Consider the following 13,313-nt stretch of genomic DNA (forward strand, 5'->3'; position numbering starts at 1 on the left):
CCGTCTGCACGCCCGCCGAACGCGACGATGCCCCCGACCCGGAGGTCGAGGGCATCGTGCGTCACGCAGCAGCGGTGCGGAGCAGTGCCCCGTGACCGATCAGCGCTTGGAGTACTGCGGAGCCTTGCGGGCCTTCTTCAGACCAGCCTTCTTGCGCTCGATGATGCGCGGGTCGCGCTTGAGGAAGCCGGCCTTCTTGAGGGTGGCGCGGTTGGCCTCCTCGTCGATCTGGTTCAGCGCGCGGGACACACCGAGGCGCACGGCGCCGGCCTGTCCGGACGGGCCGCCGCCGTGGAGGCGGACCCACACGTCGAAGCGTCCCTGAAGATCGAGAGCCGTGAACGGGTCGTTGATCTCCTGCTGGTGCAGCTTGTTCGGGAAGTAGTCATCGATGGCGCGGCCATTGATGGTCCACTGGCCGGAGCCGGGGACCAGGCGGACGCGGGCGATGGCCTGCTTGCGACGGCCGGTGCCGTAGCCCGGCTCGATCGCCGACTGGCCGCCGCCGACGGCGGACTCGCCGGTCGACTCGGTGGTGAAGCTCGAGGGTGCGGACTCGTCGGTCACGGCCTCGAGGTTCTCGGTGGTATCGGGGGTGGTGGTCTCAGTCACGGTTCTCCTTGGTTCGTCCGTGCGGCAGGGCGGAGTGGCGGGGCACCCGCTTACTGCGCCACCTGATCAATGGTGAAGGGGACGGGCTGCTGAGCGGTGTGGGGGTGCTCGGAACCCGAGTAGATCTTCAGCTTCTTGATCTGCTGATCAGCAAGCTTGTTCTTGGGGAGCATGCCTCGGATGGCCTTCTCCACGGCGCGCTCGGGGTTCTTCTCGAGCAGCTCGGAGTAAGGGACGCTCCGGAGGCCGCCGGGGTAACCGGAGTGGCGGTAGGCCAGCTTGGCGTCCCGCTTGTTGCCGGTCAGGGCGACCTTGTCAGCGTTGATGATGATTACGAAGTCGCCTGCATCCACGTGGGGTGCGAAGACCGGCTTGTGCTTTCCGCGGAGGAGCTGTGCAGCCTGGGAAGCGAGCCGGCCGAGGACGACATCGTTTGCGTCAATGACGTACCAGGAACGCTCGACATCGCCGGGCTTCGGGGTGAACGTACGCACTCGTGCCTTCTTCTCTCGTCGTGGTGCCCGGGCGGCAGATCGCCGACCAGGCACGGTTCGATGGACCGTGGGCACGCTTCCTTCGGGTAAAAGCATGGCCCTGTTGCTGCACCCGGACCGCTCCGCTGACTATGCGACGGCGGTCCTGGATGTGTGTGAGATGCCCTGACGCGCCGGACGTGAGAGAACGGCTGCGGGTTGGGCACACATCGAGGCACAACGACCGCTAACAATAGTTCCCGCACGGAGCCAGCGTCAACGCGGCGAGGGCCGACGGGGTGTGATCTCCGGCTCCCGTCCGTCGCTCGCCCGGCTCTCATCCGACCCCGGTGGCAGGCCCGCTGTGCACTCAGACCCGTCGGGCCCGTGCGATCGCGGCGCGCGCGGCGAGCTCCTCGTCGGGCGGGTAGGCCACGTGGTCGAGCGTGAGGCCCTGGGGCGGGCAGATCGGGGCGGACCCGGTGCCGTCGCGGGTCGCCGCGTCCCGGGTGCGTGCCGTGAGGACGCCGGCGGGCCAGTCGATGCCGCGCCGCCCCTCCCCCACGCCGATCATCGCGCCCACCAGGGAGCGCACCATGTGATGGCAGAAGGCGTCCGCGACGACGGTCGCGACGATCAGTCCTTCGTCGGCGCGCCCTGCGCCCGGGCGCTCCCAGCTCAGCTCCCGCAGCGTGCGGATGGTCGTCGCCCCCTCGCGCGGGCGGCAGAAGGAGAGGAAGTCGTGCTCACCCAGCAGGGTGCGGCTGGCGCTGTTCATCGCCTCGACGTCCAGCGGACGGCGGTGGCGCAGCACGTCCCGGCGCAGCGGGTCATGCGTGGCCGGGCTGTCGGAGAGCCGATACCGATACCGGCGCCACAGGGCCCCGAAGCGGGCATCGAAGTCCAGCGGGACCTCGCGGGCGACGTGCACGACGATGTCGCGAGGAAGCACTCCTGCGAGCCGCGTCACGAGCGCGTCCTCGGGCCGACGGTCCGAACGTCCCGGCAACGTGGCGAGGATCGACCGCGGCACGTCGAGATGGCAGACCTGGCCGCGGGCATGGACGCCGGAGTCGGTGCGGCCGGCGACGGTCACGCGCAGCGGCACGCGGGCGATCTGCGCCAGGGCCTTCTCGAGCTCGCCCTCGACGGTGGGATGCCCCGGCTGCGCGGCCCAGCCGTGGTACGCGGTGCCGTCATAGGAGAGGTCGAGCCGCAATCTCGCTGTCGTCGCCGGATCGGCGCGCCGTCGGGTCACCAGGTCATCGGCCCCCGCCGGGACGGTCCACTCCACCGGAGTCGCGAGATCCATCGGTGTCGCGAGATCCATCGGGGTCGCGGGATCCGCCGGGGTCGCGGAAGCGGCAAGGTCCGGGGGAACAGCAGGCATGGCCCTGATCGTAGCCGTGAGCGCTCGGGGGTCCGTGGCGGCGAGCGGGGACTGCGATGGATCACTCTCCGAGTACTGGTGCTGGAGGGCACCGACGTCCCGGAATGCCGGAGTGCGGGCACTTCTCCGGCGACCGGGGCCCGCTCGGTACCCTGACCGCGTGAAGATCCTCGTCATCGGTTCCGGAGGCCGCGAGCACGCGATCATTCGTCGTCTCGCCGCCGACCGCCCCTCCCCTGAGCTCCATGCCGCTCCCGGCAATCCCGGGATCGCGCAGCTCGCCACCTGCCACGACGTCTCCGTCGACGACCTCGACGGCCAGGTACGGCTCGCCCAGGAGCTGACCCCCGATCTCGTCGTCGTCGGCCCCGAGGCCCCGCTGGTCGCGGGCAGCGCCGACCGACTGCGGAAAGCGGGCTTCGCCGTGTTCGGACCGTCGGCCGCCGCCGCGGTCCTGGAGGGCTCGAAGTCGTGGGCGAAGGAGATCATGGCAGCGGCCGGCGTGCCCACCGCCGCCTCCGTGACCGTGACCGCGCGGGACCAGCTCGGCGCGGGACTGGACCGCGTGAACCCGCTCGGCGACGTGCCGTTCGTGGTGAAGGCCGACGGTCTCGCCGCCGGCAAGGGAGTCGTTGTCACCCCGGATAGAGAGGTCGCTCTCGCCCACGGCGATGCTGTCCTGGCCGCCGGCGGCTCCGTGGTGCTCGAGGAGTACCTCGACGGCCCCGAGGTGTCCCTGTTCTGCGTGAGCGACGGGACCCGCGTGGTCCCGCTCGCCCCGGCCCAGGACTTCAAGCGGGCTCTGGACGGCGACGAGGGCCCGAACACCGGCGGCATGGGTGCCTACTCGCCGCTCCCCTGGGCGCCCGAGGGACTGGTCGACGAGGTCATCGGCAAGGTCGCCCAGCCCACGATCGACGAGCTCGCCGCCCGCGGCATCCCCTTCGTCGGGGTGCTGTACTGCGGCCTGGCGATCACCTCCCGCGGGATGCGCGTGGTCGAGTTCAACGCCCGCTTCGGCGATCCCGAGACGCAGGTCGTGCTAGAGCGCCTAGCCTCCCCCTTCGCCCCGTTGCTGCTCGCCGCCGCTCAGGGTGACCTGAGCACTGCGCAGGCACCGCAGTGGCATGATGCCGCCGCCGTGACCGTGGTGGTCGCCTGCGCCGGATATCCCGCAGCGGCGCGCCTGGGCGATGTCATCGCCGGGATCGAAGCCGCCGAGATGCTCGGCACGCACGTGATCCATGCCGGCACGGCCCGCCGCACCGAGGACGGTGCTCTGCTCAGCAGCGGCGGCCGGGTGCTGTCCGTCGTCGCGACCGGCGAGGACCTCGAGGATGCTCGCGTCCTCGCCCTCGCGGGTGCCGAGGCGATCGCCCTCGAGGGATGCCAGCACCGCCACGACATCGCTCGCACCGCAGCCCGCAACGCTCGAGACGTGCAGGCGACGTCCAGCTCGCAGCACACCCCCGACGCGCACCCGGCGTCCACCCCTGACGACGGAGTCACCGCATGAGCATCACCACCACCTCCCCACTCATCGAGGCTCCCGACCTGCCCGGCTGGGACCATGTCGTCTCCGGGAAGGTCCGCGAGCTGTATGTCCCCGCCGGCACCGACCCGTCGGCCGCCACCGAGGTGCTCGTGGTCGCGACGGACCGCATCAGCGCCTACGACCACTCCCTCCAGCCCGGCATCCCGGACAAGGGGCGGGTGCTCACGGCGATCAGCACGTTCTGGTTCGAGCAGCTCGCGGGCATCGTCCCGAACCATGTGATCTCGGCGAGCGATGTGCCGCAGGCGGTCGCCGGGCGGGCACTGCGCTGCCACGGCCTGGACATGGTGCCCCTGGAGTGCATCGCCCGCGGCTATCTCACCGGGTCGGGTCTGGCGGACTACCGCGCCGGCGGTTCCGTCGGCGGCCATGTGCTGCCCGGCGGCCTGGTGGATGCCTCGCGCCTGGACCCCGCGATCTTCACCCCGTCGACGAAGGCCGAGGCCGGCGAGCACGACGAGAACATCACCGTGGCCCAGGCTCGTGACCTGCTGGGACCCGAGCTCACGGACGACCTGGAGGAGCTCACCCTCGCCGCCTACGAGAAGGCGCGGACGATCGCCGCGGAGCGCGGCATCCTGCTGGCCGACACGAAGTTCGAGTTCGGCCATTCGCGCGTCGACGGCACCCTGATGCTCGGCGACGAGGTGCTGACCCCCGATTCGAGCCGTTTCTGGTCCGCGGACACCTACGTCGAGGGCCGTACCCAGCCCAGCCTGGACAAGCAGTTCGTGCGGGACTGGCTCACGTCCCGCGCATCGGGCTGGCACAAGGGCTCCAACACTCCCCCGCCGGAGCTGCCCGCCGAGGTCATCGACCAGACCCGGGCACGCTACATCCAGGCCTACGAGCGGCTCACCGGCCAGTCCTTCTGACCGGGTCCGCCCCGACGATCTCCCGGTCGCCCCGGCAGGTCGCTCGCCCGCCCCGGCGAGCCGATGCGCACGGGCTTCGATGCGCACAGGCCTCGGAGCGGCCGCTCAGCAGACCACGAGGACCGCGCCGACGGCTATCGCCACGGCCACCACGAGCAGCAGATCGGCTCGTCCGCACGGGACCGGTCGCCAGATCGTGCGCGTCCCCTCGCCCAGCCCTCGGGACTCGAGGGCGAACGCGAGGCGTTCCGCGCTCCGGATCGCATCGACGAGCAGTGCGAAGGCGCAGGCCACGAGGTGTCGGGGACGGAGCCTGCTCACGATGCCTGCGTCCGTGACGGGCAGGCGTGCGCGGTGGGCGCGCGTGATCGTCGCCCAGCGCGACGGCAGGTCGTCCAGCAGCCTCCGGCCGGACAGCAGGGCGTAGGCGTACCGGGCCGGCAGGCGGGCATGCTGCTGCAGGCTCACCATCGTGCGACGCGGATCCGTGGCCCGAGCCACCGCGAGCGCCCCGAGCCCGATCACCAGAGCACGCAGCGCGAGGGCCGTCCCCAGGACGATCCCCTCCTGCGTGATCCGCACCGGCAGCTCGGGCCACGGCTCATGGCCGGGCCGGCTGAGCACGTTGACCGCGAACACTCCCATGGCGAACACCACGAAGGGCACCTGCGCCCGCAGGAGCGCGAGCGGCCTGATCCGGCATCCGACCAGCGTCGCCACCGAGAGCAGCACATACAGCACGGCCAACGGCACCGGGTCGGTCAGGGTGATACACACGAGGCTCAGCGCCGTGAGCAGGCCCAGCAGCACGGTCGGGTTGCGTCGGGACAACCACGCGCGCGGCGCGGCCGACGGGTCTGTCGGCGCCTCGGCCGAGCGGACGACCGAGGGGACGGCCGAGGGGACGGCCGCGTCCGCCGCCCCCACCTCGTCATCGCGCTTCGTCCTGCTGGTCTCCGGGGCGGGCGACGCGACGAGCCCGGCCCGACGCAGCAGGTCCGTGTCCTCCAGCAGCTGCGCCGGAGGAATCGGGCCCAGCACCTTGCCGCCGGCGAGGACCGCCACGGCATCCGCCTGCTCGACGGCCCTCAGATCATGGGTGGTCATGACCACGCCGCGCCCGCTCGCCGCACTCTCCCGCAGCAGCCCGAGGACGGTGTCCTGTGCCGCCCGGTCCAGGCCGAAGCCGGGCTCGTCGGCCAGGAGCACCGGACGTCCGGTGAGCAGCATCGCCCCGAGGGAGAGGCGCCGCTGCTGCCCGCCCGAGAGTCGGAACGGGCTCGCCCCGGACCAGTCCGCCAGCGCGAGCCGCTCCAGCATCTCGTCCACCTCGGTCTCCCCCGCGCCGGACGCCCGGAGCTCCCCGATGACGGTGGAGCTGATGAACTGCGCCTCCGGACGCTGGAAGACCATCCCGGCTGCAGCACCCGAGACGGTGCCCTCGAGCGGCGGCTCCAGTCGCGCGAGTGCGGACAGCAGGGTGGACTTCCCGGCGCCGTTGCGGCCGACGACCGCCAGCACCTGGCCTGCTCGTACGTCGAGGTCGACGCCCTCGAGCAGCCTGTGTCCCTCGTACCCGAGCGCGACCCCGTCGGCTCTGAGCAGCGGCCCCTCATGCGACCCCTCGAGCGGCCTCTCGTGCGACCTCTCGAGTGGCATCTCGAGGGTTCTCTCGAGCGATCTCTCGAGGTCGCGGGGAAGCCAGCACCCCTCTGCGCGCAGCGCCGACCCGTGCTGGAGGAGCACCTCGCTCGTCGGCCCGTCGGCGAGGACCCTTCCGGAGCGATCCAGCGCGATCGTGCGCGGAGGGAGGGCGGCGAGGCCGTCGGCGCCCGCCCACTCGTCCAGGCGGTGCTCGACGAGGATCGCTGCGACGTCCCCGTCCTGCAAGGCGGCCTGGATGCTCCGGCGCACCGCGGCGATGCCGTCGGCATCGAGCATCGCGGTGGGTTCGTCGAGCAGGAGGAGTCGGGGCCGGGCGGCGAGCACCGCGGCGAGCGCGGCGCGCTGCAGCTGCCCGCCCGAGAGTGTCGAGGCCTTCCGCGCGACGAGGTCCCCGGCGTCGGCGGCGATCAGCGCCCCGTGCACCCGTTCCCCGATCTGCGCGGCCGGCACGCGACGGTTCTCCAGCGGCAGGGCCACGTCGTCGGCCACATCGGGCAGGCAGACCCCGCTGGCCGGGTCCTGTCCCAGATATCCGACGACGCGTGAGGTCGTGACCACACCGTCGACCACCGGGTCGATCCCGCCCACGCGCACGCTCCCGGTGACGCAGCCGTGCTGATGCGAGGGGACGGCGCCGGCGAGAGTGCGCAGCAACGTCGACTTCCCCGCGCCGCTCGGGCCGAGCAGCAGCACGTGGTCCCCGGCCGCGAGGGTGCCGCTCCACGGCCCGACCCCGTCCCCCGAGGGCAGCACCACCTCGAGCTCCTCGGCCTTGAGGAGCGCGGCGGAGGGGTTCGAGGCAGGGCCCGCCGCGCCCCTCGGCCCGCCGTGGACGGTCTCAGCGGACACGACGCTCCACGGCTGCCTGTGCGTCGAGCGGTGCGGCTCCGATCGCGAAGTCGTCGAGCACGCCCGTTCTCCGCAGGGCGCCGACGATGGTCCTCGCGAGCAGCCCGCCGAGCACGATCCCCGACAGCACCTGCACACCCAGGCGCAGCTCGAGCAGATCCTGCCCGTACCAGCCCATCCGATACGCGGTCCAGAAGAACACGAGCCCGGCGCCGAGGGCGCCCGACGCGGCGAACACGCCCCAGCCGAAACGGCGGTACTTGGTCAGGGCGAAGGGCAGCTCGCTGCCGATGCCCTGCAGCAGCGCCGAGAGCACCAGCAGCGGGCCGACCGGGCTGCCGAGGAACACCACCTCGACGACCGCGGCGATCAGCTCCGCGAGGATGCCGCTGCCCGGTCGCCGGAGGATCGCCACGGCGATCGGCCCCACGAGCAGCCAGGATCCGAACAGGACGTGCTGGGCGAGATCGCCCGCGGGGCCCATGGCGATCGCAAGGCCGTTCCATGCCTGGACGAAGATCCAGTACAGGAAGCCGAACACGACGCCGAGCACGACGACCAGCACGATCTCCCGCAGAGTGAAGCGGGCGCGCCTCCGGGACGGGGCTTCCTGCATCGCGGTCATCGCGTCACCTCGTCCAGGGTGCGCGTCGCGTCCAGGGTGCGCGTCGCGTGCGAGGGGCTGTTCAGCGAGATCGAGAGGTGGCTCGTCACGTGCTGGACGCCGCGTCCCACCAGCAGCCATCCGGCGATCGCCGTGGCCAGGACGTCGCCGACGTCGCCCTCGAGACGGGTCACGAAGTGCTCGGAGCCCCGGAAGGTCCCCAGCTCGCGGGCGTGATCGATCGCCGCGTAGATGTCCCGCATGTGGTCCGGGAGCGTGCCATCGGCGAGCACCTGATCGGCCAGCGGGTACAGAGCCCATTCCGCCGCGGCGTAGCGGCCTGTGCGGCGGGGCTCCGGCACGTCCGTTGCACGGGGTCCGGCCCCGCCGGGCAGCTCGCAGGCCACCTCCCCCGGGCATCCCCGGGACAGGAGCACGGAGATCGTGGCGTGGTGCTCGGTGCGGGCGAGATCCTCGGCGAGATCGATGAGATAGCGCTGCAGGTGCACCTCATGGCCGCCGATGTAGGTGGAGACGTCGCCGGTCTCGCGCACGAGGCCGGTCCCGTCGAGGCGTGAGAGGACGTCGAGCAGGAGCGGCGCGTAGTCGTCCGCCATCACGGCGACGGTCACCCGGGCGCCCACGCCGAACCCGAGCGGCGTCGCCGTGGGATCGGGGGAATCAGCGAGATCAATGGGGTCGACGGGATCGGCGGGATCAGTGGGGTCGGCGGGATTCTCCGGGACTGCGGGCGGGGCGCCGACGGATGCGGCAGACGCTGAGGTCATGGTCCGTGCCTTTCACGAAGGGCACGGGCACGCGGCGGATCTCGCCCGGCGGAGCTTCCTGCGCCGGCATGATCCGGGTCAGGTTCTACGGTCGGAGTTGGAGAACTCCCTCTCAGCCCGGCCTACCGGACTCCCGTGCACGGGGCCACTGTAGACGGGACCGCGGGCTCACCGACGGCCACGTTCACAGAACCCGTCGCCCGGGCCCTGGAGCGGTCGCGCGCGGCTGATACTTTCGGGGCCGGAACTCCAGGAGGGGAGCACAAGGATCGTGGGAAAGATGCAGATCCACGCCATTGCCGACGACGTCTTCATGGTCTCGGGGATCGCCTCGAACTGGACGCTGGTGCGAGAGGGCCGTGACCTCACCCTGATCGATGCGGGCTATCCGAAGGATCTGGGCGCCGTGATCGCCGCCGTCGAGCACATCGGGAACAGGGTGGAGGACATCCGGGGTGCCTTGATCACTCACGCCCATGTCGACCATGTGGGCGCTCTCCCGCAGCTGCAGGAGATCCATCGATTCCCGCTCCACGCCCATGAGCACGAACTGCCCATGCTCCGCGGCGAGGCCCATGAGCAGGCCACGGCCGCGGACGTCCTGCCGCAGTGCTGGCGGCCGCGCACGGCGCTCTGGACGCTCACCCTCCTGCGCGCCGGTGCGCTGTCCTCGATCCGGCTGCCGCAGACGCAGGCCGTGAGGACCGGTACGGCGCTGGATCTCCCGGGGGCCCCGGTCGCCCTGGCCTGCCCCGGGCACACCTCGGGCCACACCATCTACCACCTGCCGAGGGCAGGCGTCGTGCTCACCGGCGACGCGCTGATCACCGGGCATCCCGTCACCTCGCGCGTCGGGCCGCAGCTGCTGCCGGCGCTGACCGCCCACGATCCGGTCGGGCTCTACGACACCCTGGGCAGCATCGCGCAGATCGACGCCGACACCCTCGTCCCCGGTCACGGACCGGTCTGGCGCGGTCAGATGCGGGCAGCCGTCGCCGAAGCGCGCGCCTCGGCAGCGCCCGTCTTCACACGCCCTCGGCCCTGACCACCAGGTGCCAGGACGGCGGGACCGGCACCTTCCGTTCAGAGCTCAGAGCTCAGAGCTCGACGACGCCGTCCTCCGGCCAGTCGCGCACCTCGGTGCCCTCGGGCGAGAGCGCACCGGACTGGCGCAGGTAGATCGACCGGCCGCCCTCGCTGGCCACCGCATCGTGGACCGGCAGAGCCAGACGCGGGCGCACCGCGCGCAGGAAGTCGATGGTCTCGGACATCTTGGACCACGGCGCCACCACGGCGAAGGCCAGGGCGTCGATGCCGTGGAACTCCTGCAGGGGCTCCAACGAATCCCCCGTGATCCCGAGCTGCGGCCCGCCCCCGGCGGAGAGCACGAGGCCCACGTTGCCCACGCGCGGGATGTCGGGATGGATGATGGCGTGCTGACCGCCTGCCGCGACGATCCGCAGCGCCTCGCGACCGTCCAGTGCTGGGAACTCATGAGCCTCGCCCGCGCTGAGCGGCAGCAGGCGCTCGGTCGAGACCGCGGCGCCGTCCTCGCTGCTCTCGGCGAGCTGCGCGGCCGTCTCCGGCTCGGCGATCACGACCGCCTGCGCGCTCGCAGCCAGGACGTGGTCCAGCAGGCCGCGGTCGAGATGATCAGGATGCTGATGCGTGACGGCGACGGCGTCGACGCCCGCGAGCACCTCGGTGCCCAGCGTTCGCATGGCCTCGCCGCTGAAGATGCCGGGGTCCACGAGAACCCTCCGCCCGGCCATCTCGACGAGCAGGCAGGAATGGACGAGGTGACGGATCTTCATGGCTGCCTCCGGGGTCTGCGGAATCGGGTGCCCCCACCGTACGACCACGGGACCACCACGCCAATGCCCTGCAGATCCGGCTCGGTCTCCCTGCGGAACCGGTTCGAGTTTCCTGCGGAACCGGTTCGAACCCCCGGCGGATCCGGTTCGTGTGGGCACTGCCCCGCCGAAGGGCCACGGCTCGGTACGATGGGGGCGTCGGCACCGATCCGTCGGTGAGCCCGGGAGCCATTCCCGCCCCGCCCTGCAGATTCATCCCGTCCGGCCCGCCCCCGAGCGCGGCCGTCGTCCTCCAGGAGAACGCCCATGCCCCGCGTCGTGGTCCATGTCATGCCGAAGCCGGAGATCCTCGACCCCCAGGGCAAGGCCGTCGCCGCAGCCCTGCCCCGCCTGGGCTTCGAGGGCATCAGCTCCGTGCGCCAGGGCAAGCGGTTCGAGCTCGAGGTCGAGGGCGAGGTCACCGACGAGGTGCTCGCCTCCCTCCGCGAAGCCGCCACCACCTTGCTGTCCAACCCCGTGATCGAGGACGTCATCGCCCTCGAAGTCGAGGACCCTGCCGCGGAGGGCCAGGCCTGATGCGCGTCGGTGTGGTGACCTTCCCGGGCACGCTGGATGACCGCGATGCCCTGCGTGCCGTGCGGATCGCCGGCGCCGAGCCGGTCGCGCTGTGGCACGGCGACGACGGCCTCTCCGACGTCCAGGCGGTCGTGCTGCCCGGCGGCTTCTCCTACGGCGACTACCTGCGCGCCGGGGCGATCAGCCGCTTCGCGCCGGTGATGGGGAAGGTCGTCGATGCGGCCAACGGCGGCATGCCGGTGCTCGGCATCTGCAACGGCTTCCAGGTGCTCTGCGAGACGCACCTGCTCCCGGGCGCGATGATCAAGAACGCGCACCGCTCGTTCATCTGCCGCGACCAGCCGCTGCGGGTCGAGAACACGCGCACCGCGTGGACCTCCGACTACCAGCAGGACCAGGCCATCCGGGTCCCGCTGAAGAACCAGGACGGCCAGTACGTGGCCGACGAGCACACGCTCGCCCAGCTCGAGGACGAGGGCCGCGTGGTGTTCCGCTACGCCGCCGGTGCGACTCACGGGCCGGCCGGTTTCGAGTCCAACCCCAACGGTTCCCGCAACGACATCGCCGGCGTCACCAACGCCGCAGGCAATGTCGTGGGCCTCATGCCCCACCCCGAGCACGCCGTCGAGGCAGGCTACGGACCCGACGAACCCGGTGCGGGAACCCGTACCGGCACGGACGGCCTGGGCATGTTCACCTCGGTGCTGCGCAGCCTCGTCGCCTGAGGCGCCGCTCGTCCGGCACCGAGACCGGTCGATGGAGTCAGACGCGGCTGATGAAGTCTGACGCGGTCGGAGGCGTCAGACGCGGTCGGCGGAGAGCACCGTGAAGCGGCGGTCGCGGGCTCGCTGACGCACGGGACCGACGCGACGCTCCACCTCGGTGCGATAGCGCAGGTGGGAGTTGTGCACGAACCACAGCTGCCCGCCGGGTCGCAGCACCCGCGACGCGGCGTCGAGCAGACCGTCCACGAGCGTCGCATCGATCGCGGTGCCATCGTGGAAGGGCGGGTTCAGCAGCACCAGGTCCAGGCTGCGATCGGGAACCTGGGAGAATGCATCGTCCCAGGCCAGTTCTATGTTCTCGCGCTCGAGAGCATTCGCGGCGAGGGTTGCCCGGGTGGAGGCGACGGCGTCGGCATCCTCATCGCTGCCCAGCACCGAGGCCTCGGGCAGCGCGGCAGCGAGGTACGAGGTCATCAGCCCGTTCCCGCAGCCGAGATCCGCAGCGGATCGCACCGCGGACTCCTCGGTGGCGAGCTCCCCGGCGGCCACGGCCCGGTCCAGCGAGGACAGCAGCAGGAGGCTGCCCGCGTCTGCCCCGGCCCCTCCGAAGACAGTGCCGACACCGCGCAGCGACAGGGGCTGCTGCTGGCCGCGCACCGAGATCCGTGTGGTGCTCTCGGTGGGCGTCGGCCCGGCGGTCTGAGTCCGCAGGCCGGTGCCGATGAGCGCACGGGACTTCCCGATGCCGCAGCTGGCCCGGACCTCGGTGAAGAGCTTCGCGAGCACGTCGTTCTGGGAACGGGTCATGTGCTTGACCCGTCCACCGGCGATGAGCTCGAGGCCCCCGCCTCCCTGGCCCCGTGCCGCCTCGGCCAGCCGACGGGCCCGGTCCTCCAGGGCGTGCAGGGACTTCGGCAGCCGCATCAGCACCATCTGGTGCCCCTCGACCATCGCTGCGGCCTCGCCGAGCTCGACGGGCTCGGGTCCCGCCGGGAGCAGCAGGCGGCCAGCCTCGAGCTGCGCCGCGAAGCGCTCCTGCAGGGCCGCGGCCAGCACCCTCGACGAGGTCCAGCTGAGCACCTTCGCCTCCTCGTGCTCGGCGACGGCGGCGAGCGCGAACGCGGTCAGCTCGCCGGTCGCGTCGTCCACCACGATGATGTCGCAGGGGCGGCCGATGCCGGACTCCTCGGCCGCGGCGATGATCACGCGGTCGGTCTGGTCCGCGCCCCGAGGGGTCTGCGGTACATCCTGGCTCGTCGTGTCCAGGGACATCGCGTTCGGAGACATCCCGTTCGGGGACGTCGCGTTCGAGGACGACTTCGCGGGCTTCGTCGGCGTTGAGGGCGTCGCGGCGCTGTCGTCGGTGGCGGGGGTGTGGGGCACGGGA

General features: G+C 71.7%; 13 protein-coding genes and 1 riboswitch. Of the genes, 5 read left to right on the top strand and 8 right to left on the bottom strand.

Features of this window, described 5'->3' with window-relative positions:
• Positions 1 to 99 precede the first annotated feature (99 nt).
• The 3 genes from rpsI to truA form a co-directional block, all read right to left on the bottom strand.
• Positions 100 to 612, bottom strand: a complete 513-nt coding sequence (gene rpsI, locus ACT3T5_RS07660; RefSeq protein ID WP_444578104.1) for a 30S ribosomal protein S9 — start codon at positions 610 to 612, stop codon at positions 100 to 102.
• A gap of 50 nt (positions 613 to 662) precedes the next feature.
• The gene (gene rplM / locus ACT3T5_RS07665; protein WP_444578103.1) at positions 663 to 1,106 is read right to left on the bottom strand and encodes a 50S ribosomal protein L13; all 444 of its coding nucleotides are present in this window, start codon (positions 1,104 to 1,106) and stop codon (positions 663 to 665) included.
• A 349-nt stretch (positions 1,107 to 1,455) separates the two neighbouring features.
• The gene (gene truA / locus ACT3T5_RS07670; protein ID WP_444578102.1) at positions 1,456 to 2,475 is read right to left on the bottom strand and encodes a tRNA pseudouridine(38-40) synthase TruA; all 1,020 of its coding nucleotides are present in this window, start codon (positions 2,473 to 2,475) and stop codon (positions 1,456 to 1,458) included.
• Positions 2,476 to 2,635: 160 nt separating this feature from the next.
• Between truA and purD the strand changes: the two genes are divergently transcribed.
• Positions 2,636 to 3,991, top strand: a complete 1,356-nt coding sequence (gene purD / locus ACT3T5_RS07675; protein WP_444594077.1) for a phosphoribosylamine--glycine ligase — start codon at positions 2,636 to 2,638, stop codon at positions 3,989 to 3,991.
• Entirely contained in the window at positions 3,988 to 4,905 is a 918-nt protein-coding gene (locus ACT3T5_RS07680) for a phosphoribosylaminoimidazolesuccinocarboxamide synthase (protein WP_444594078.1), read from the top strand. Before purD ends, ACT3T5_RS07680 begins: the two co-directional genes overlap by 4 nt.
• Positions 4,906 to 5,010: 105 nt before the next feature.
• Here the strand turns inward: ACT3T5_RS07680 and ACT3T5_RS07685 are convergent, their stop codons facing one another.
• Genes ACT3T5_RS07685 through ACT3T5_RS07695 form a run of 3 tightly spaced genes read right to left on the bottom strand, consistent with a single transcriptional unit; the run spans position 5,011 to position 8,811 of the window.
• Positions 5,011 to 7,419, bottom strand: coding sequence for an ATP-binding cassette domain-containing protein (locus tag ACT3T5_RS07685; RefSeq protein WP_444594079.1), 2,409 nt, complete (start codon positions 7,417 to 7,419; stop codon positions 5,011 to 5,013).
• A complete protein-coding gene (locus ACT3T5_RS07690) occupies positions 7,409 to 8,044 on the bottom strand; it encodes an ECF transporter S component (protein WP_444594080.1) in 636 nt (211 codons plus the stop codon). The genes ACT3T5_RS07685 and ACT3T5_RS07690 overlap by 11 nt, the downstream gene beginning before the upstream one ends.
• Positions 8,041 to 8,811, bottom strand: coding sequence for a YkoF family thiamine/hydroxymethylpyrimidine-binding protein (locus tag ACT3T5_RS07695; protein ID WP_444594081.1), 771 nt, complete (start codon positions 8,809 to 8,811; stop codon positions 8,041 to 8,043). Before ACT3T5_RS07695 ends, ACT3T5_RS07690 begins: the two co-directional genes overlap by 4 nt.
• A 38-nt stretch (positions 8,812 to 8,849) precedes the next feature.
• A riboswitch (TPP riboswitch) is annotated at positions 8,850 to 8,958 on the bottom strand.
• A 133-nt stretch (positions 8,959 to 9,091) separates the two neighbouring features.
• Here ACT3T5_RS07695 and ACT3T5_RS07700 point away from each other — a divergent pair.
• Positions 9,092 to 9,856 (top strand): MBL fold metallo-hydrolase, encoded by a 765-nt coding sequence (locus ACT3T5_RS07700; protein WP_444594082.1) that lies wholly within the window; start codon positions 9,092 to 9,094, stop codon positions 9,854 to 9,856.
• A gap of 52 nt (positions 9,857 to 9,908) precedes the next feature.
• Here the strand turns inward: ACT3T5_RS07700 and ACT3T5_RS07705 are convergent, their stop codons facing one another.
• A complete protein-coding gene (locus tag ACT3T5_RS07705; protein ID WP_444594083.1) occupies positions 9,909 to 10,625 on the bottom strand; it encodes an MBL fold metallo-hydrolase in 717 nt (238 codons plus the stop codon).
• A gap of 306 nt (positions 10,626 to 10,931) precedes the next feature.
• Here ACT3T5_RS07705 and purS point away from each other — a divergent pair, with 306 nt between their 5' ends.
• Together purS and purQ are read left to right on the top strand one after the other, a co-directional pair.
• Complete coding sequence (gene purS / locus ACT3T5_RS07710; RefSeq protein ID WP_443353214.1) at positions 10,932 to 11,201, top strand: phosphoribosylformylglycinamidine synthase subunit PurS; 270 nt, start codon at positions 10,932 to 10,934, stop codon at positions 11,199 to 11,201.
• The gene (gene purQ / locus ACT3T5_RS07715) at positions 11,201 to 11,926 is read left to right on the top strand and encodes a phosphoribosylformylglycinamidine synthase subunit PurQ (protein WP_444594084.1); all 726 of its coding nucleotides are present in this window, start codon (positions 11,201 to 11,203) and stop codon (positions 11,924 to 11,926) included. The genes purS and purQ overlap by 1 nt, the downstream gene beginning before the upstream one ends.
• A gap of 75 nt (positions 11,927 to 12,001) precedes the next feature.
• Here purQ and ACT3T5_RS07720 read toward each other — a convergent pair whose 3' ends face one another.
• A complete protein-coding gene (locus ACT3T5_RS07720) occupies positions 12,002 to 13,309 on the bottom strand; it encodes a class I SAM-dependent methyltransferase (RefSeq protein ID WP_444594085.1) in 1,308 nt (435 codons plus the stop codon).
• Positions 13,310 to 13,313 lie beyond the last annotated feature (4 nt).

Source organism: Brachybacterium sp. AOP3-A1-3, assembly GCF_052378285.1.
Taxonomy (GTDB): Bacteria; Actinomycetota; Actinomycetes; order Actinomycetales; family Dermabacteraceae; genus Brachybacterium.

What these genes read in the sequence shown, in the direction of transcription:
- ACT3T5_RS07680 (WP_444594078.1), top strand. Translation starts at nt 3,988, where the DNA reads ATGAGCATCACCACCACCTCCCCACTCATCGAGGCTCCCGACCTGCCC.
- ACT3T5_RS07690 (WP_444594080.1), bottom strand. Translation starts at nt 8,044, where the DNA reads ATGACCGCGATGCAGGAAGCCCCGTCCCGGAGGCGCGCCCGCTTCACT.
- purS (WP_443353214.1), top strand. Translation starts at nt 10,932, where the DNA reads ATGCCCCGCGTCGTGGTCCATGTCATGCCGAAGCCGGAGATCCTCGAC.
- ACT3T5_RS07705 (WP_444594083.1), bottom strand. Translation starts at nt 10,625, where the DNA reads ATGAAGATCCGTCACCTCGTCCATTCCTGCCTGCTCGTCGAGATGGCC.
- ACT3T5_RS07700 (WP_444594082.1), top strand. Translation starts at nt 9,092, where the DNA reads ATGCAGATCCACGCCATTGCCGACGACGTCTTCATGGTCTCGGGGATC.
- purQ (WP_444594084.1), top strand. Translation starts at nt 11,201, where the DNA reads ATGCGCGTCGGTGTGGTGACCTTCCCGGGCACGCTGGATGACCGCGAT.
- truA (WP_444578102.1), bottom strand. Translation starts at nt 2,475, where the DNA reads ATGCCTGCTGTTCCCCCGGACCTTGCCGCTTCCGCGACCCCGGCGGAT.
- ACT3T5_RS07695 (WP_444594081.1), bottom strand. Translation starts at nt 8,811, where the DNA reads ATGACCTCAGCGTCTGCCGCATCCGTCGGCGCCCCGCCCGCAGTCCCG.